Origin of the sequence: Streptomyces sp. NPDC006259 (genome assembly GCF_042870975.1) — a bacterium.
Taxonomy (GTDB): Bacteria; Actinomycetota; Actinomycetes; order Streptomycetales; family Streptomycetaceae; genus Streptomyces.
The window spans coordinates 707,075-725,838 of sequence record NZ_JBIAHY010000004.1 but is presented as its reverse complement, the minus strand read 5'-3'; the positions used below and the strand labels follow the sequence as shown (position 1 = coordinate 725,838).

Annotated in this window: 15 protein-coding genes and 1 riboswitch; of the genes, 8 read left to right on the top strand and 7 right to left on the bottom strand. The window is 70.0% G+C overall.

Going from position 1 to position 18,764, the window contains the following annotated elements:
- Positions 1-309 precede the first annotated feature (309 nt).
- Positions 310-966, bottom strand: a complete 657-nt coding sequence (locus ACFYO5_RS19865) for a TetR/AcrR family transcriptional regulator (protein ID WP_388710146.1) — start codon at positions 964-966, stop codon at positions 310-312.
- An 86-nt stretch (positions 967-1,052) separates the two neighbouring features.
- Between ACFYO5_RS19865 and ACFYO5_RS19860 the strand changes: the two genes are divergently transcribed.
- Both ACFYO5_RS19860 and nagB read left to right on the top strand, forming a co-directional pair.
- Entirely contained in the window at positions 1,053-1,805 is a 753-nt protein-coding gene (locus tag ACFYO5_RS19860) for an SDR family oxidoreductase (RefSeq protein ID WP_388710144.1), read from the top strand.
- A gap of 148 nt (positions 1,806-1,953) precedes the next feature.
- Positions 1,954-2,739, top strand: coding sequence for a glucosamine-6-phosphate deaminase (nagB, locus tag ACFYO5_RS19855; RefSeq protein ID WP_388710142.1), 786 nt, complete (start codon positions 1,954-1,956; stop codon positions 2,737-2,739).
- An 85-nt stretch (positions 2,740-2,824) separates the two neighbouring features.
- On the opposite strand, the gene ACFYO5_RS19850 is transcribed toward nagB, so the two are convergent.
- The 4 genes from ACFYO5_RS19850 to ACFYO5_RS19835 all read right to left on the bottom strand — a co-directional run bounded on the left by ACFYO5_RS19850 (position 2,825) and on the right by ACFYO5_RS19835 (position 7,699).
- Positions 2,825-4,312: a glycoside hydrolase family 3 protein gene (locus ACFYO5_RS19850; protein WP_388710140.1), complete on the bottom strand. Its 1,488-nt coding sequence runs from the start codon at positions 4,310-4,312 to the stop codon at positions 2,825-2,827.
- 7 nt (positions 4,313-4,319) lie between these two features.
- The gene (locus ACFYO5_RS19845) at positions 4,320-5,186 is read right to left on the bottom strand and encodes a carbohydrate ABC transporter permease (protein ID WP_356566346.1); all 867 of its coding nucleotides are present in this window, start codon (positions 5,184-5,186) and stop codon (positions 4,320-4,322) included.
- Entirely contained in the window at positions 5,183-6,172 is a 990-nt protein-coding gene (locus ACFYO5_RS19840; RefSeq protein WP_388710137.1) for a carbohydrate ABC transporter permease, read from the bottom strand. The genes ACFYO5_RS19845 and ACFYO5_RS19840 overlap by 4 nt, the downstream gene beginning before the upstream one ends.
- Positions 6,173-6,415: 243 nt before the next feature.
- Positions 6,416-7,699 (bottom strand): extracellular solute-binding protein, encoded by a 1,284-nt coding sequence (locus ACFYO5_RS19835; RefSeq protein WP_356566343.1) that lies wholly within the window; start codon positions 7,697-7,699, stop codon positions 6,416-6,418.
- Between the two features lie 422 nt (positions 7,700-8,121).
- Here ACFYO5_RS19835 and ACFYO5_RS19830 point away from each other — a divergent pair, with 422 nt between their 5' ends.
- The 6 genes from ACFYO5_RS19830 to ACFYO5_RS19805 all read left to right on the top strand — a co-directional run bounded on the left by ACFYO5_RS19830 (position 8,122) and on the right by ACFYO5_RS19805 (position 16,273).
- Positions 8,122-8,886, top strand: a complete 765-nt coding sequence (locus tag ACFYO5_RS19830) for a GntR family transcriptional regulator (RefSeq protein ID WP_356566341.1) — start codon at positions 8,122-8,124, stop codon at positions 8,884-8,886.
- 483 nt (positions 8,887-9,369) lie between these two features.
- Entirely contained in the window at positions 9,370-9,636 is a 267-nt protein-coding gene (locus tag ACFYO5_RS19825; protein WP_388710135.1) for a DUF3311 domain-containing protein, read from the top strand.
- A complete protein-coding gene (gene mctP, locus ACFYO5_RS19820) occupies positions 9,633-11,261 on the top strand; it encodes a monocarboxylate uptake permease MctP (RefSeq protein WP_356566337.1) in 1,629 nt (542 codons plus the stop codon). Before ACFYO5_RS19825 ends, mctP begins: the two co-directional genes overlap by 4 nt.
- 183 nt (positions 11,262-11,444) lie before the next feature.
- A riboswitch (cobalamin riboswitch) is annotated at positions 11,445-11,588 on the top strand.
- A gap of 122 nt (positions 11,589-11,710) precedes the next feature.
- Positions 11,711-14,071, top strand: a complete 2,361-nt coding sequence (locus ACFYO5_RS19815; RefSeq protein WP_388710132.1) for a ribonucleoside-diphosphate reductase subunit alpha — start codon at positions 11,711-11,713, stop codon at positions 14,069-14,071.
- Positions 14,071-15,096 carry a ribonucleotide-diphosphate reductase subunit beta gene (locus ACFYO5_RS19810; RefSeq protein ID WP_356566418.1) on the top strand — a complete coding sequence of 342 codons (1,026 nt, stop codon included), beginning with the start codon at positions 14,071-14,073 and terminating at the stop codon, positions 15,094-15,096. The genes ACFYO5_RS19815 and ACFYO5_RS19810 overlap by 1 nt, the downstream gene beginning before the upstream one ends.
- A gap of 211 nt (positions 15,097-15,307) precedes the next feature.
- Entirely contained in the window at positions 15,308-16,273 is a 966-nt protein-coding gene (locus tag ACFYO5_RS19805; RefSeq protein ID WP_356566333.1) for a helix-turn-helix domain-containing protein, read from the top strand.
- 25 nt (positions 16,274-16,298) lie between these two features.
- Here ACFYO5_RS19805 and ACFYO5_RS19800 read toward each other — a convergent pair whose 3' ends face one another.
- Complete coding sequence (locus ACFYO5_RS19800; RefSeq protein WP_388710129.1) at positions 16,299-17,669, bottom strand: cytochrome P450; 1,371 nt, start codon at positions 17,667-17,669, stop codon at positions 16,299-16,301.
- Entirely contained in the window at positions 17,666-18,763 is a 1,098-nt protein-coding gene (cyc1, locus tag ACFYO5_RS19795) for an epi-isozizaene synthase (protein WP_388710127.1), read from the bottom strand. Before cyc1 ends, ACFYO5_RS19800 begins: the two co-directional genes overlap by 4 nt.
- Between the last annotated feature and the right edge of the window lies 1 nt (position 18,764).

Below are 18,764 nucleotides of genomic sequence, written 5' to 3'. Positions count from 1 at the left end.
GCGGGCCGCGGCGCCTGGGAGGGACCCTCAGCCCTCCCGGCACCGCAGCCCGGAGCAATATCGGCCGCGGGGTGTGCGGTCCCGTCGGCCGAGGGTGAGGATCCGGGGCAGTCAGGGCAGAGAGCACCGGGTCCTCGGTCCGCCTTCCTGTGCGGGGAAGGCGGAAGTGCGCGGTTCTCCTCGCGGAGTACTCCTGACGCATTGTGGACTAGACCACTCGGTGTGTCCATGCGGGGGAGCTTGTTCGTTGTTGTGACCGTGGTACGAGCCGGCCGGACTGTTCGGACGCCCTAGCATCCACAACGCAGCCTAGCTTGTGTGGGTTCCTGTGCGGGGCCAGATGGACAGGGCAATTTCCGCGACCGCCTCCAGCTCCTCCCGGCTCGCGCCGTCGCGCGCCTGTTGCGACATTCCCTGGAAGACCGCGCCGACCACGCGGGCGAGTGCGCCGGCATCGGTGTCCGGGGGCAGCTCGCGGGCCGCGACGTCTCCCGCGATGCGGCGCTCGATGGCGGCGAGGTTGGCGTTGCGCCGCCGGCGCAGGGCGTCCTCCACGTCCGGGGTGGTGCAGTTGGTGGCGGCGTGGATCACCAGGCAGCCGTACGGATGGTCCGGGTCGGTGAACTCGGCGGCGGCCTCGCGCAGCAGCCGCTCGACGGCGGCACGAGCGGTCGGCTCCTCCTCCAGGGCATGCTGCGGGAAGGCGCCGTACTTGCTGCCGTAGACGGTCACGACCTCGTCGAACAGCGACCGCTTGTCGCCGAAGGCCGCGTAGAGACTGGGGGCGCCGATGCCCATGATCCGGGTGAGGTCGGAGACGGAGGTCGCCTCGTAGCCGTGTTCCCAGAACGCCATGACCGCCTTCTCCAACGCGGTCGCGCGGTCGAAGGAGCGGGGGCGGCCACGGGGGCGGAGCTCGCTGCGTGCCGGTCGGGGGCGGGCGTCCTCGTTCACCATGGAGTGCATTTTATAGCGGGCGCTAGAAAATCGTCCGCGGGCTGTTGTACGGTTTTTCTGTAGCGACCGCTAGAAAAAGGGGAGGGAGCTTCGCCATGGGCGTGCTCACGGGCAGGACGGCACTCGTCACAGGGGCCGGCAGGGGAATCGGGCGGGCGATCGCCGAGCGGCTGGCCCGCGACGGGGCGCGGGTCGCGGTGCACTACGGCACCGGTGAGGCCGCGGCCGAGGAGACGGTGGCGGCGATCGAGTCGGCCGGCGGCACCGCGTTCCCCGTCGGCGTCGAGTTGGGCACACCGGGGGACGCGGAGCGGCTGTGGGCGGAGTTCGACCGCCACGCGGACGGTCTGGACATCCTGGTGAACAACGCCGGGATCGGCACGTCACCACCGTTCGAGGAGATCGACGAGGCGGAGTTCGACCGGCTCTTCGCGGTGAACGTGAAGGCGCCGCACTTCGTCACCCGGCTCGGGGCGCGCCGACTGCGGGACGGCGGCCGGGTGGTGAACATATCGTCCGGGCTCGCCCGGCGTGCCGCGATGCCCGAGATCATGGCCTACGCGATGACGAAGGCGGCGCTCGACGTCTTCACCCGGGACCTGTCGAAGGTGCTCGGCCCTCGGGGGATCACGGTGAACTCCGTGGCGCCGGGCATCGTCGACACGGACGTCAACGCGGCGTGGCTGCGGGCGAGCGACGAGGCCTGGCAGCGGGCGGCCGGGTACTCGGCGCTCGGCCGGGTCGGCATGCCGGCGGACATCGCGGACGCGGTCGCCTTCCTGGCCTCGGAGGACGGGCGCTGGGTGACGGGGCACTGGATGGACGTGACGGGGGGTTCACTGACGTAGCGGTGAGGGGAGGGGGACGGAACCGGGAATTCCGGGACGGGACAGGCGGCTTCGCCGGGCCGATTCTGTTAGATTGGCCCTGACGGATTGGTCTAAACCACATAGCCCTTCCGGGCCCCCGAGCCCCTCTTCAGAACGGCAGGCCAGCGTGGAAGTTGTCATCGTTCCGGACGCCAGGTCGGGCGGCGAACTCATCGCCGAGGCCATCGCCCAGCTCCTGCGGCGCAAGGGCGACGCCCTGCTCGGCGTGGCCACCGGTTCCACCCCGCTGCCGGTCTACCAGGCGTTGACGGCCCAGGTGCGCTCCGGTGCCGTGGACACCTCCCGGGCGCGGATCGCCCAGCTCGACGAGTACGTGGGCCTGCCCGCGGAGCACCCCGAGTCCTACCGCTCGGTGCTGCGCCGGGAGGTGCTGGAGCCGCTCGGCATCGGCATGGACGCCTTCCTGGGGCCGGACGGCACGGCCGAGGACGTCCAGGCCGCCTGCGAGGCCTACGACCGGGCGCTGGCCGCGGCCGGCGGCGTGGACCTCCAGTTGCTCGGGATCGGGACCGACGGGCACATCGGGTTCAACGAACCGTGCTCCTCACTGGCCTCCCGCACACGCATCAAGACACTCACCGAGCAGACCCGGATCGACAACGCGCGGTTCTTCGACGGCGACATCGAGCAGGTCCCGCACCACGTCATCACGCAGGGCATCGGCACCATCCTGGAGGCGCGGCATCTGGTGCTGCTCGCCACCGGTGAGGGCAAGGCGGACGCCGTCGCCGCGACCGTCGAAGGTCCGGTGGCGGCCGTCTGCCCCGCCTCGGCGCTCCAGCTGCACCCGCACGCGACGGTCGTCGTCGACGAGGGGGCCGCGTCCAAGCTGAAGCTCGCCGACTACTTCCGGCAGACCTACGCCGCCAAGCCGGAGTGGCAGGGCATCTGAGGGGCGTCCCGCAGCGCCGGTCCACGACGTCACAGGCGCCGGTCCCCCTCGCGGGGAGCCGGCGCCTGTCCTGTCGCAGGGGTCGCTACCTGCCCGCGATGGCCTCCGCCGCCGCTCGTCCGCAGACCCGGGCCGCGCCGTGGGTGGCGAGGTGGAGGGCGCCGCGGGGCGGGGCCTGGGGGACGCCCATCTCCACGACGAGTGTGTCGGGGCGGGCGGCGAGGAGAATGTCCAGGGCCGCCGTCATCCAGGGGTGGCGGTGCTCGTCGCGGACCACGGCGACGATCCGCCGCTCCCCCGCCGCGATCAGTGCCGCGTGCCCCGCGTCCTCACCGGCGAAGCTGCCCGTCTCGGTGCCGGGCAGGAACCGGGCGAGTTCCGCGGCCACTCCCCAGGGTGTCTCGTCGCCGACGGCGATGTTGGCGACCGGGGTGAGGGCGGCGACGTAGGGGGCGTCGGTGAGCGGGGGGCAGGGGGCTGCGGCGGTGCGGCGCAGCGCGCGGCGGGCCGCGACGAGGCCGATGTCGGGGTGCGCGCCGCCCCGGTCGGCGGACGTGGCGGCCGAGGCCGTCCAGCGAGCCAGGGCGCGGACCCGCCGCGCGGCGTCGGCGAGGCGTTCTTCCGGGAGGTCGCCGGTGCGGACGGCGGCGACGAGGGCGTCACGCAGCCGCCGTACCGTCTCGTCGTCGGCGAGGCCGCCGCCCACGCAGATGGCGTCGGCGCCGGCCGCGATGGCGAGGACGCTGCCGCGCTCGATGCCGTAGGTGCCGGCGATCGCCCGCATCTCCATGCCGTCGGTGACGATCAGGCCGTCGTAGCCGAGTTCGCCGCGCAGCAGGTCGGTGAGGATGCGGTGGGACAGGGTCGCCGGATGGTCCGGGTCCAGGACCGGTACCAGGATGTGCGCGCTCATCACGGCCCGGCTGCCGGCCGCGATGGCCGCGCGGAACGGGGCCAGTTCGCGTTCGGCCAGCACCGCGGGGTCCACGTCGATGCGGGGCAGGGCGAGGTGGGAGTCGACGGCCGTGTCGCCGTGGCCGGGGAAGTGCTTGGTGCAGGCCGCGACGCCGGCCGCCTGGAGGCCGGTGACGTAGGCCGCGGTGTGCCGGGCGACCAGGTCGGGGTCGGCGCCGAAGGACCGGACGCCGATCACCGGGTTGTCCGGGTTGGAGTTCACGTCGGCCGAGGGGGCCCAGTTGAAGTCGACCCCGCAGGCCGCGAGCCGGCGGCCCAGCTCGAAGGCGACCTGCCTGGTGAGGTCCGTGTCGTCCACCGCGCCGAGGGCGTGGTTGCCGGGGAAGCTGGAGCCGGTCCGCACCTCCAGCCGGGTGACGTCGCCGCCCTCCTCGTCGATCGCGACGAGCACGTCGTCGCGTTCGGCGCGCAGCTGCGCGGTCAGGGAGGCGAGTTGTTCGGGGGAGGCGATGTTGCGGCCGAACAGGCCGACCGAGGCGAGGCCTTCGCCGAGCCGGCGCAGCAGCCAGTCGGGGGCGCTGGTGCCGGCGAAGCCGGGCTGAAGGACGGTCAGGGCGTCACGCGTCAGAGTGTCGGTGCCGGTGGCGAGTGTCGTCATCGGGGCGTTATCCCTTCACGGCGCCCGCGGTGAGACCCGCGGCCATCTTGCGCTGGACGAGCAGGAACAGCACGACGATCGGGACGGCCAGCATGGTGGCGCCGGCCATCATCGGGGCGTACTCGGTGCCGTGCTTGGTGGTGAAGTTGCCGAGCCAGACGGTCGCGGTCTGGTTCTTCTGGCTGAGCAGCATCAGGGCGTAGAGGTACTCGTTCCAGGCCTGGATGAAGCCGTAGACCGAGGTGGCGACCATGCCGGGGGCGAGCAGCGGGAAGACGACGCGCATGAAGGCGCCGGTGCGGGAGCAGCCGTCGACCATCGCGGCCTCCTCCAGCTCCTTCGGGATGTTGACGATGAAGCCGCGCAGCGTCCACACCGTGAAGGGCAGGATGAAAGTCAGGTAGGTGATGATCAGGCCGGTCAGCCGGTCGTACTGGCCCAGGTCGTTCAGGAGCAGGAAGACCGGGATGATCATGGCGACCAGCGGGACCATCTGGACCGCGAGGATGCCGACGATCACGATCTTGCGGCCGCGGAAGGCGAACCGGGAGATGGCGAGCGCGGCCAGCATGCCGACGACCACGCCGATCAGGACGACGGCGAGCGAGACGACGAGGCTGCGGGCGACCGGACCCCAGAAGTCGGCGATGTCCATGGCGCGGCCGAAGTTGGAGAAGGTCAGCGCGGTGGGGAGCAGGCTCGGATCCGGGTCGATGGCGTCCTTGGCCGGCTTGAACGCGGTGTTGAGCATCCAGTAGACGGGGAAGCCGACGACGACGAAGACGAGGAGGCCGACAAGGTTCCAGCCCAGCTTGGACCTCCGACGGCCCGGGCCGCCGCCGGAGCCGCTCCCCGCCGTGGCGATGGCGCTCATTCGACCTCTCCGATCTTCAGCATCTGGCGCATGTACACGGCGACCACACCGAGCAGCAGCAGCACGGTGATCAGGGCGATCGCCGAACCCTGGCCGTAGTCGTTGACGACGAAGGCGCGGTCGTAGGAGTACGTCGTCAGCAGCTGGAACTCGGCCTCCGGATGGCCGTTGCGCATCACGAAGACCTGCGGGAAGACGCCCATGTCCCAGATGACCGACAGGGTCGTGAGCATCACGATGATCGGCTTGAGGATGGGCAGGGTGACGTACCGGAAGACGCCCCAGGCGCCGGCGCCGTCGAGTCGGGCGGCCTCCTCCAGTTCCTTGGGAACCTGGGTGAGACCGGCGCTGAGGGTGATCACGACGAACGGGACGGCTCCCCAGATCACCAGCAGCATGATGACCGCCAGGCCCTGCGGTCCGCTCGCGAACCAGTTGTGGCCGATCAGGTCGACGCCGGGCAGCCTGCTCAGGACGGCGTTGAGGATGCCGTAGTCGGCGTCGAACAGCCACTTGAAGACCGTGGTGGCCACGATGATCGGCATGCCCCAGCTGGCCACCAGCGCGATGTTGATGAGCGTCTTCACCCAGCCGGAGACCCGCTGGAGCAGCAGCGCGATCAGCATGCCGAAGACCATGGTGGCGATGACGCAGCCGGCCGCGAAGACGATCGTGCGCACGACGACCGCCCAGAACTCGCCGTCGCCCAGCACCTTGGTGAAGTTGTCGAGCCCGACCGACTCGGCCGGCTGGAAGCCCCACAGCTGGGACTGCCCGAACTTCTGGAAGGAGAGGGTGACCAGGCGGACGAGCGGATAGCCCATCACCAGCACGAGGATCAGCAGGCAGGGGGCGAGCAGCAGCCAGGGGGTGCCGGCACCGGCGGAGGCCGCCTTGGCGCGGGGCCGCCGTGGCGCGGACGGTGGTGGCGGTGCCGGCCGCGGCGGCGGCACCTTGGCAGGGGTGGTCGTGTCTGCGGCACTCATCGCGCGCTCCTCAGCGGTCCCTCAGGTCGTACGGAGGCCGGGCCCCGTGGCGGTACGCGGGCCCCGGCCCCGTAGGGGTACGGCGGCCGGGCCCGTAGGTCCTGGGCGGGGAAGTCCCGTGGGCCGTGCCCGCGGTGAACGGCCGTACGGGTACGGCGGCCGGCCCCTCTGACTCCTGCGTGGTGCGAGCCCCGCAGGTCGTACGGGTGGCGGGGCTCCGCCGTCGCGGAGCCCCGCCTCGCGTCACTTGGTGTTGATGACCTTGTCGATCGCGGCGTCCGCCTCCTTGGCGGCCTCCTCGACGGTCTTCTTGCCGGTGCCGATGCTCTGGAGCATGGTCTGAAGGACCTGGGCCTTCTCGACCTGGCCCCAGCCGGGCGCCATGGGGACGAACCAGTTGGACTCCGCCGCGGTGGCCGGCACGACCGTCTTGGGGTCGTTCTTCAGGGTCGCGAGGTCGGTCTTGTTGTTGGGCAGGTTGCCCTTGCCCATCAGGCCCTTCTGGCCGGCGGGACCGGTGAAGGCGTTGATCCACTCGGCGGCGAGTTCCTGCGCGTCGGACTTGACCGGGACGGCCAGGTCGGAGCCGCCCAGGAAGACGGGGAGGTTCTTGCCGGACGGGCCGGGCATCACGAAGTTCTCGAGCTTGCCCTTGAGCTTGCCGCTCTTGTCGTTCTCGGGGGCCTCGGCGGTCGCGCCCTCCCAGGCCGCGCCGAAGATCATGCCGGACTTGCCCTGGCCGTAGACGATGTAGCGGTCGGACTCGTCCTTGGTCTTGTCCCCGTGCATGTACTTGTCGACGACGTTCTTGAACTCGCCGAGGCCCTTGACGGACTCGGGCGAGGAGAGGTTGGCCTTCCACTGGCCGCCCTCCTCCTTCGCGATGGAGCCGCCGGCGTCGTAGACGAAGGACATGGCCGCGTACCAGTCGCGGGTGGGCTGGTACCAGGAGCTGAACTTGTCGCCCTCCTTCTTCTGGACCTTGTCCAGGGCGGCGGTCAGCTCCGCGTACGTCTTGGGGGCCGCCTTGACCCCGGCGGAGGCGAAGAGGTCCTTGCGCCAGTTGCCGACGCGGCCACCCGCGTAGTACGGCACGCCGTAGGTCTTGTCCTCGTACGTCACCGAGGCCTTGAGGCCGTCCAGCCAGGCGGAGGAGTTGTCGAACTTGGCGGTGTCCAGGGGAGCGAAGGCGCCCTTGACCATGTAGCCGAGCATCTCGGTGTTGCCCATCTCGACGACGTCGGGGGCCTTGTCGGTGGCGAGGACCGCGTCGAGCTTGGTGTTCTTGTCGGGCCAGCCGTAGTACTCGTGGGTGATCTTGACGCCGGGGTGCTTCTTCTGCACCGCCGCGTCCGCGGCCTTCACCAACTCGGGCCAGTTGTTCTGCGCGTCGACGGTCAGCCAGACCGTCAGCTCCTTGGCGTCGGTGCCCTTGTCCGAGCCCCCGTTGTCCTTGTCGTCCCCGCACGCCGCGATGGAGACCATCATGCCCGCGATACCGATCGCGGCTATCAGCTTGCGCTTCACGCCAACCCTCCTCAGGGATGCCACAAACCCCCCTGCCTCCCCGCCGCGGTCGAGCGTGAACGCGTACCGTCCGTGGGGCCAGGACCTGGACCAATGGTGTAGACCAGTACCGGGAGCTTGGCTCAGACCAATAGGGCTGTCAAGGGTGTTCAACGGGGGTTGAGTCGTCCGTTACGGGACCGCGATATGCAGGGACTTTTCAATTCGAGGGCGGCGGATCGACCCTCGCCGACGCGGTGAACCAGCCATCTCCGCGTGGCGCGCTGGACTAGACCAACAGAGGTCCCAGAGGTATACAGAGGAGATCACGGAGCGCGCGAGGTCACCGCACGGGGAACCCCGCCCACGAACCCGTGCCACGATGTGAGCCGCGGCCGACGGAACGTAGGCCGGTTCGGCACCCGGAGCCGGGAAGGCAGGCCATGAGCACCGACGTCAGCAGTGCGGAGAACGAGGGTGGGGCGACCGTCCGTACCGCGCGCGTGCCCAAGTACTACCGCCTGAAGAAGCATCTCCTCGACATGACGGAGACGCAGTCGCCCGGCACCCCGGTGCCGCCCGAGCGCACGCTGGCGGCCGAGTTCGACACCTCGCGCACCACCGTGCGCCAGGCGCTCCAGGAACTGGTCGTCGAGGGCCGGCTGGAGCGCATCCAGGGCAAGGGCACCTTCGTCGCCAAGCCGAAGGTCTCCCAGGCGCTGCAACTCACCTCCTACACCGAGGACATGCGCGCCCAGGGCCTCGAACCCACCTCGCAGCTGCTGGACATCGGCTACGTCACGGCCGACGACCGCCTCGCCGGGCTGCTCGACATCACCGCGGGCGGCCGCGTGCTGCGCATCGAGCGACTGCGCATGGCCAACGGCGAGCCGATGGCCATAGAGACCACCCACCTGTCGGCCAAGCGCTTCCCGGCCCTGCGCAGGTCGCTGGTGAAGTACACGTCCCTGTACACCGCGCTCGCCGAGGTCTACGACGTCCACCTCGCGGAGGCCGAGGAGACCATCGAGACCTCCCTGGCCACCCCGCGCGAGGCGGGTCTGCTCGGCACGGACGTCGGCCTGCCGATGCTGATGCTGTCCCGCCACTCCGTGGACAAGGACGGCCGGCCGGTGGAGTGGGTGCGGTCGGTGTACCGCGGCGACCGCTACAAGTTCGTGGCCCGGCTCAAGCGGCCCATGGACTAGACCCACAGCACGACGGACCGGCCGGGGCCCGGGGGGGCGCCCCTCAGACAACACAGCGTGGCCCGGCTCAAGCCGCCCGTGGGCACGACGGACCGCCTGGGGGTCCGCAGGGCGCCCCCCAGGACAACTCCGCATGGCCCGACTCAAGCCGCCCGCGGAGCAGACGCAGAGCACGACGGACCAGCCGAAGGCCCGGGGGGGCGCCCCCGGGACAACTCCGCATGGCCCGACTCAAGCCGCCCGTGGACCAGACCCACAGCACGACGGACCAGCCGAGGCTCCGTGGGGGCGCCCCCCGGGTCAACTCCGCGTGGCCCGGCTCAAGCCGCCCGCCGATCAGATACGGCACAGTCGGAGCGGCCTGCCGGAGTCCTCCCGTGGAGTGGCGAGACCGATATGCGGACGAGGTCTTCCGCTTGCCTTTATCCGTCACCTACATTTCGTGCGCGTTGCACATGATCTGCGAGGGGACGGAGCCGCCCGATGTCAGAAGCCCCAGAAGTGACCAGAATGCCGGTGGTGACGCCTCTGCGCGTCGTCATCGGCCTCTGCCTGTTCGCGCCCTTCGTGGCGATGCTGTGGGTGGGTTCGTACGCCAAGATCGACCCCACCTTCATCGGCATCCCCTTCTTCTACTGGTACCAGATGCTGTGGGTGCTGCTCTCCACCGTGCTCACCGTGACCGCGTACAAGCTGTGGCAGCTCGACCAGCGCGGCCGCGATAACCAGGGCGGGGGTGCCGCGAAGTGAACGACGGCGTGAACGGCGTCGCACTCGCCGTCTTCATCTTCTTCTTCCTGGCCGTCACGGTCATGGGCTTCCTGGCCGCGCGCTGGCGCAGGGCCGACGACGAGCACAGCCTCGACGAATGGGGCCTGGGCGGCCGGTCGTTCGGCACCTGGGTCACCTGGTTCCTGCTCGGCGGCGACCTGTACACCGCCTACACCTTCGTGGCGGTCCCGGCGGCGATCTACGCGGCCGGCGCGGCGGGCTTCTTCGCGGTGCCGTACACGATCCTCGTCTACCCGCTGATCTTCACGTTCCTGCCGCGCCTGTGGTCGGTGTCGCACAAGCACGGCTATGTGACGACCTCCGACTTCGTGCGCGGCCGGTTCGGCTCCAAGGGCCTGTCCCTGGCCGTGGCGGTCACCGGCATCCTGGCCACCATGCCGTACATCGCGCTCCAGCTCGTCGGCATCCAGGCCGTGCTGGACGTGATGGGCGTGGGCGGCGGCGAGGACACCAACTGGTTCGTCAAGGACCTGCCGTTGCTGATCGCCTTCGGCGTGCTGGCGGCGTACACCTACTCCTCGGGGCTGCGGGCGCCCGCGCTGATCGCCTTCGTGAAGGACACGCTGATCTACATCGTCATCGCGGTGGCGATCATCTACATCCCGATCAAGCTGGGCGGGTTCGACGACATCTTCGCCAAGGCGGGCGACGCCTTCGCGCAGACCAACCCGGCGACCGGCAAGCCGCGCGGCGCGCTGGCGCCGGCCGAGGCGGGTCAGTGGACGTACGCCACCCTGGCGTTGGGCTCCGCGCTGGCGCTGTTCATGTACCCGCACTCGATCACCGCGACGCTGTCCTCGCGCAGCCGTGACGTGATCCGCCGCAACACCACGATCCTGCCCCTGTACTCCCTCATGCTCGGTCTGCTCGCCCTGCTGGGCTTCATGGCGATCGCGGCCGGGGTGAAGGTCTCCAACGGACAGCTGGCGATCCCGCAGTTGTTCGAGGACATGTTCCCGGACTGGTTCGCGGGCGTGGCGTTCGCGGCGATCGGCATCGGCGCGCTGGTGCCGGCCGCGATCATGTCCATCGCGGCGGCGAACCTCTTCACCCGCAACATCTACAAGGACTTCATCAAGCCGGACGCCACGCCCAAGGAGGAGACCCGCGTCTCCAAGCTGGTGTCGCTCCTGGTGAAGGTGGGCGCGCTGGTCTTCGTCCTCACCATGGACAAGACGGTGGCCATCAACTTCCAGCTGCTCGGTGGCATCTGGATCCTCCAGACCTTCCCGGCCCTGGTCGGCGGCCTGTTCACCCGCTGGTTCCACCGCTGGGCGCTGCTGGCCGGCTGGGCGGTCGGCATGGTCTACGGCACCTTCGCGGCGTACGGCGTGGCCTCCCCGACGCAGAAGCACTTCGGCGGCTCGTCGAAGGAGATCCCCGGCATCGGCGAGATCGGGTACATCGGCCTCACCGCGTTCCTGCTGAACGTGGTGGTGACCGTGGTCCTGACGTTCGCCCTGAAGGCGCTGAAGGCCCCGGAGGGCGTCGACCAGACGTCCCCGTCGGACTACACGGCGGACGCCGGCGACCCGGGCGTCCAGGTGGAGCTGCCTCCGGCGACGGCGGGGGCGGGGCACTAGCGAGGGGACCGTTCCCCGCGCGTTTCCGGCAGCGGGCCGTCGAGGGCAGGTCACCTCGGCGGCCCGCCGCCGTACGCGCTCCCGGCGCCGCCGGTGCCGGGACGACTGGGCTCCGTGCCCTGCGGGTTGACGCTGTGAAGCCAGCCCGACACAACATCTGGGGGTCGCGCGGCAGCCCGACACAAGATGTATGCTCATGCTCGCTGTCGTCGCAGGGGAATCCGGTGCGAATCCGGAACTGTCCCGCAACGGTGTACTTGCGTGCGTTCCTGTCCATTCGCGCACGCATGGTCAGTCCGAGCACCTGCCGGCAGCGCACCCGGTCCGTCCGGCTCGGGTGCCCTGACGTCCGGGCCTCGCGGAATGGGCCGGTGGACGCGACGCGCCCCGCGTTCGTGTGCTGCCCGCTGCCCTGTGCGAGGCCCCCGCCGAGCGAGGGAGAGCCCCACGTGACCATCGCGCCAGCCGAACCGGTTTCAGCAGCCCTGGAGACCGACGGTCCCGGAGCCGCGCTGCTTCGGACGCTGACCGAGCTGACCGCCGACCTCCCGGACGCCGACCCCGGCCGGGTCGCCGCCGCGGCCCTGCGGGGCCGGTCCGCGCGGGCGGACGAGTCGGAGCTGCGCGAGCTGGCCACGGAGGCGGCCGCCGGTCTGATCTCCGAGGACCCCGCCTACTCCCGGCTGGCCGCCCGGCTGCTGACGCTCGGCATCCGCGCGGAGGCCGCCTCCCAGGGCGTCACCTCCTTCACCGAGTCCGTCGCCGTCGGCCACCGCGAGGGCCTGATCGCCGACCGCACGGCCGCGTTCGTGCGGCTGCACGCGGCCCGGCTCGACGCGCTGGTCGACCAGGGCGCCGACGACCGCTTCGGCTACTTCGGCCTGCGCACCCTGCACAGCCGGTACCTGCTGCGCCACCCGATCACCCGCAAGGTCGTCGAGACGCCCCAGCTGTTCCTGCTGCGAGTGGCGAGCGGCCTGGCCGAGGACGACACGACGAGGTCCGTCGACGAGGTCGCCGCGCTCTACACGCTGATGAGCCGCCTGGACTACCTCCCGTCCTCCCCCACTCTGTTCAACTCCGGCACCCGGCACCCGCAGATGTCGTCCTGCTACCTCCTCGACTCCCCGCTGGACGAGCTGGACTCCATCTACGACCGCTACCACCAGGTCGCCCGCCTCTCCAAGCACGCCGGCGGCATCGGTCTGTCGTACAGCCGGATCCGCTCGCGCGGGTCGCTCATCCGGGGAACGAACGGGCACTCCAACGGCATCGTGCCGTTCCTGAAGACGCTGGACGCCTCGGTCGCCGCCGTGAACCAGGGCGGCCGGCGCAAGGGCGCGGCCGCGGTCTACCTGGAGACCTGGCACTCCGACATCGAGGAGTTCCTGGAGCTGCGGGACAACACCGGCGAGGACGCCCGCCGTACGCACAACCTCAACCTGGCGCACTGGGTGCCGGACGAGTTCATGCGCCGGGTCGACGCCGACGGTCGGTGGTCCCTGTTCTCCCCGGCCGACGTGCCCGAGCTGGTCGACCTGTGGGGCGACGCGTTCGACGCGGCCTACCGCGCGGCGGAGGCCCAGGGGCTCGCGAAGAAGACCATCCCCGCCCGCGACCTGTACGGCCGCATGATGCGCACCCTCGCCCAGACCGGCAACGGCTGGATGACCTTCAAGGACGCGGCCAACCGCACCGCCAACCAGACGGCCGAGCCGGGCCACGTGGTGCACTCCTCGAACCTCTGCACGGAGATCCTCGAGGTCACCGACGACGGCGAGACGGCGGTCTGCAACCTCGGCTCGGTCAACCTGGGCGCCTTCGTCGACACGGCCGCCGGGGACATCGACTGGGAGCGGCTGGACGCCACCGTCCGCACCGCCGTGACCTTCCTGGACCGCGTGGTCGACATCAACTTCTACCCGACCGAGCAGGCGGGCCGCTCCAACGCCAAGTGGCGCCCGGTGGGGCTCGGCGCGATGGGCCTGCAGGACGTCTTCTTCAAGCTGCGGCTGCCCTTCGACTCCGCCGAGGCCAAGGCACTCTCCACGCGGATCGCCGAGCGCGTCATGCTCGCCGCCTACGAGGCGTCCGCCGACCTCGCCGAGCGCAACGGCCCGCTCCCCGCCTGGGAGAAGACCCGTACGGCCCGGGGCGTCCTGCACCCCGACCACTACGGCGTCGAGCCGACCTGGCCGGAGCGCTGGGCGGCCCTGCGCTCCCGGATCGCCGCCGTCGGCCTGCGCAACTCGCTGCTCCTGGCCATCGCGCCGACCGCCACCATCGCGTCCATCGCCGGTGTGTACGAGTGCATCGAGCCGCAGGTCTCCAACCTGTTCAAGCGCGAGACGCTGTCCGGCGAGTTCCTCCAGGTCAACTCCTATCTGGTGGGGGAACTCAAGGCGCTCGGCGTCTGGGACGCCCGCACCCGCGAGGCCCTGCGCGAGGCGAACGGCTCGGTCCAGGGGTTCACCTGGATCCCCGAGGACGTACGGGCGCTGTACCGCACGGCGTGGGAGATCCCGCAGCGCGGCCTGATCGACATGGCCGCCGCCCGCACCCCGTACCTGGACCAGGCGCAGTCCCTGAACCTGTTCCTGGAGACGCCGACCATCGGCAAGCTCTCCTCGATGTACGCCTACGCCTGGAAGTCGGGCCTGAAGACGACGTACTACCTGCGCTCGCGCCCGGCGACCCGCATCGCCCGCGCCGCGCGGGCGCAGACCCCGATCCCTGTGCAGGCGGTCCCCGACGAGGACGCCGTCGCCTGCTCCCTTGAGAACCCCGAGTCCTGCGAGGCCTGCCAGTGATGACCACCGCACCCGAGAAGAAGACGAAGAACCTGCTCGACCCGGGCTTCGAGCTGACCCTGCGGCCCATGCGCTATCCGGACTTCTACGAGCGCTACCGGGACGCGATCAAGAACACCTGGACCGTCGAGGAGGTCGACCTCCACTCGGACGTCACCGACCTCGCGAAGCTGACGCCCGCGGAGCAGCACCTGATCGGCCGGTTGGTCGCGTTCTTCGCGACGGGCGACTCGATCGTCTCCAACAACCTGGTGCTGACGCTGTACAAGCACATCAACTCCCCCGAGGCGCGGCTCTACCTCTCGCGCCAGCTGTTCGAGGAGGCCGTGCACGTCCAGTTCTATCTGACGCTCCTGGACACCTACCTGCCCGACCCGGCGGACCGCGCGGCGGCCTTCGACGCCGTGGAGAACATCCCGTCCATCCGTGAGAAGGCCGAGTTCTGCTTCAAGTGGATCAACGAGGTCGAGAAGCTGGACCGGCTGGAGACGAGGGCCGACCGCCGCCGTTTCCTGCTCAACCTCATCTGCTTCGCCGCGTGCATCGAGGGCCTGTTCTTCTACGGCGCCTTCGCCTACGTCTACTGGTTCCGCAGCCGGGGTCTGCTGCACGGCCTCGCCACCGGCACCAACTGGGTGTTCCGTGACGAGACCATGCACATGTCCTTCGCGTTCGAGGTCGTCGACACCGTCCGCAAGGAGGAGCCGGAGCTGTTCGACGACCGGCTCCAGGAGGAGGTCACCGACATGCTGCGGGAGGCCGTCGAGGCCGAGCTGCAGTTCGCGCGCGACCTGTGCGGGGACGGTCTGCCGGGCATGAACACCGACTCGATGCGCCAGTACCTCGAGTGCGTCGCCGACCAGCGGCTGAGCCGCCTCGGCTTCGCCCCGGTGTACGGCTCGGAGAACCCGTTCTCCTTCATGGAGCTGCAGGGCGTTCAGGAGCTGACCAACTTCTTCGAACGGCGGCCGTCGGCGTACCAGGTCGCGGTGGAGGGGACCGTGGACCTGGACGAGGACTTCTGAGTCCGCGCCGCGCGCAGTTGGCGGTCGATCCGGCGTTCGTGGGCCAGTCCCACGAGCGCCGGACCCGCGAGGACGAGGAAGAGGACGAGGACTCCGAGGAGTTCGGTGACTGTGTTCATGAGGTAAGCATCGTGCGACCACGACGCTCCTGACAGTGGCAGTACTGCCGCACACCTTCAAATTCCTGCCATCGCCGGGGCACACTGTCGGCATGCTGAAGAACGTGGTCGCGATCCTCCTCGACGGTGTGCACCCCTTCGAACTCGGTGTGGTCTGCGAGGTGTTCGGCATCGACCGCAGCGACGACGGGCTGCCGGTCTACGACTTCGCCGTCGCCTCGGCCGAGGGGCCGACCCTGTCCACCCCGCACGCGGGCTTCACCGTGAGCACGTCGTACGGGCTCGAACGGCTGGAGAGCGCCGACCTGATCACCGTACCGGCCGGTGACACGTACGCGGCGCGGGAGTTCCCGCCCGAACTGCTGGACGCGCTGCGCCGGGCCGTGGACCGCGGGACCCGGGTGCTGAGCGTGTGCTCCGGGGCCTTCGTGCTGGCCGCGGCAGGGCTCCTGGACGGGCGGCGCTGCGCGGTGCACTGGCGGCACGCGCAGCAGCTGGCCCGCGAGTACCCGCGCACGACCGTCGAGCCCGACGTGCTCTACGTCGACGAGGACCCGGTGATCACCTCGGCCGGTACGGCCGCCGGCATCGACGCCTGTCTGCACCTCGTGCGCAAGGAACAGGGACCCGAGGTCGCCAACGGCATCGCCCGGCGGATGATCGTGCCGCCGCACCGGGACGGCGGCCAGGCCCAGTACATCGAGCGGCCGCTGCCGCGCTCCTCCTGCGACACCGTGGGCGAGGTCCTCGCGTGGATGGAGCAGCACCTCGACCAGGAGGTCACCGTCGAGCAGCTCGCCGCCCGCGCCCACATGTCACCGCGCACCTTCGCCCGCCGCTTCCAGCAGGAGACCGGCACGACGCCCTACCGCTGGATCCTGCGCCAGCGGGTGCTGCTCGCGCAGCACCTGCTGGAGGCGTCCGACGAGACGGTGGACGCGATCGCCTGGCGGACCGGATTCGGCACGGCGGGGGCGCTGCGGCACCAGTTCGTACGGGCGCTGGGCACCACCCCGAACGCCTACCGGCGTACGTTCCGGGGCCCGGAGGCCGCCTGAACGCACGCCGGCGGCGGGGCTTCCCTCACCGGGGGACGGGCTTCAGCCGCAGCCGTTGGGGACGCAGCGTGATGCCCACCCGGGTCGCGTCGGCCGAGTCGGGGACCTGCTCGAAGCGGAACCCGTCCGCGAGGACCGCCGTGACCAGGGTGAGCAGGGCCATCGAGAAGTGGTCGCTCGGGCACTTGCGGTTGCCCACGCTGAACGGCCGCATCGCGTACTTGGGGATGTCCTTCGACCGCTCCGGGCGCCAGCGGTCGGGGTCGAACTCGAGGTGCCGTTCGTAGGACCGCGGGTCGCGCTGGATCGCGTACGGGCTGTACACGATGTCGGCTCCGGCCGGAATGCGATAGCCACCGAGTTCCGTGTCGGCGACCGCTCGCCGCGTCAATATCCATACGGCGGGACGCAAACGCATGGCTTCGATGACGACGTTGTTCGTGTGCGTGAGCCGGCGAACGTCGTCGAATGCGACGGGGCGCCCTCCGGTCACCTCCCGGACCTCGGCGCACACCTTGTCCGACTGTTCCGGGTGGTCCGCGAGAACCAACAGCAGGGACATGATCGTGGAGGCGATGGTTTCGCTGCCGGGGGTGAGAATCGCGACGACCTGGTCGTGGATCTCCTGTTCCCCGATCGGGTCGCCATTGTCGTCCTTCGCTTCGAGCAATGCCGTCAGCAAATCGTCCGGCTTTTGACCGGATGCCCGGCGTTCGGCGACGATCTCGTCGACCAGGAGATGCAAATCGGCCAGGGCCCGGTTGAATTCGCGGTTGGCCGGGAGCGGCAGCCTGTAGAGCGGGCCGAGGGGCACCACCATCCGGTGGTACATACCTTGGAAGACGCTGGCGAGGGCGACGCACAGCCGCTCGGCCCGTTCGTCCATGAACTGCCCGCGCAGCAGGCAGCGGGCGGCCACCCGCACCGCGATCCGGAACGACTCGGAGGTGCAGTCGATCGTCTCGCCGCCCTTCCACCGCTCGGCGAGCGCGCGTGTCTCCTCCTCCATGATCGGGCCGTAGGCGGGGATGGCGTCGAGGCGGAACGCGGGCTGGATGATGCGCCGCTGACGGCGGTGGAGCGGGCCGTTGGCGGTGGCCACGCCCTCCTTGCCCAGCAGGCCTTCCAGGGACTCCCACAGGGGTCCGGCGATGATGTAGTCGGGGCTGAGGGCCAGCGCCCCGGTGAGGGCCGGCGTGGTGACGGCGTACACCGTCTTCGGTCCGAGCCTGAGGCGGACGATGTCCCCGTGGTCGCGCAGCTGGCTCATGAAGGCCAGCGGGTCACGTGCGAGCTTCCAGCCGTGGCCGAGAAGCGGAACCCCGCCACCGGCCAGGGGCGGCTCCCGCAGTTCCGGTGCGTCGGGCGTCACGGGTTTCACGGACTCGACGGTCATGCGTCACCTGCCGCTTCGTTGTTGACGTACGGGGGCGTGGACCGGTCGTCCCAGCTGTCGACCATGTAGCGGCCGGACTCGTGGTGGAACCAGTAGACGGAACTGAACCAGTTGCGCATGTTGGCGAGGCAGGCCCGTACGGCGGTGCCCAGTTCCTTTCCGTGGATCGTCCCGTCGGCGAGCCGGTCGGCCAGCAGGAGGACGTCCTTCTCGGCGACCAGGAATTCGGATATGCATTCCTCGACGCGCCGCCTGACGTCGTCGACCGCCTCTTCGAGGGTCAGACCCTCGTGGGTGATGAGACTGATCCCGAGATTGTGCACCTCGTCACCCGCTATTTCCTTAGGGAGCGAGCAGAGGTCGTTGTACCAGGCGGCGAATTCCTGACTCAGCAGAGCCGCACGCCGATAGGCCGGGTGTTTCCGTACCGTGTCCGGGAGTTCGCAGCCGGCACTCGGTTCCAGCAGATCCGTCCATATCCAGTGCGCGAAGGTGAGCCGGCGCAGGGCCAGATACTCCTCGACGGCCGGGATGTGCCCTTCCACCCGGTTGTGGAATTCCCGGTCGTACGCCTCGATCACGGTGTGGAAGTGGCGGGCGAACCGCGCGTTCCAGGTGTCGGGGAGGAAGGAGAACAGCCGGCCCGCGCTGTCCGCGAGTCCGGCCACCAGCGGATCCTCGTGCCGCAGATAGCTCTCCGGGGAGTCGAGGGCGGCGTGCAGCCGGAACCTCAACTCCCGCCAGGCGGCGGCGCGGCCGTGCACGACGTCACGGTCGTGCCGGTCGTCCCAGACGAAGAACCACGCGCTGTAGTCGGCGATGGCCTGCATTACCTCGTCGGGTGCGCCGAGGTAGTAGCCCGCCATCAGGTCGGTGTAGCACAGGCCGTCGGCATATTCCGCCACCTTGTCGGCCGCCATGAGCCGCTTTTCCAGCAGCCACGAGCGCGTGTTCTCCTGCAACCGGGGCCAATACGGATGAAGTTGCCGGGGAAACGCCGCCTCGATGATCGGGAGAGAGAGCGATGGAGGGACCGGGACCGCGGTCACGGTCCCCGCGGTCCGGTATGTGGTGCTGTATGGGAAAGCTGGCACG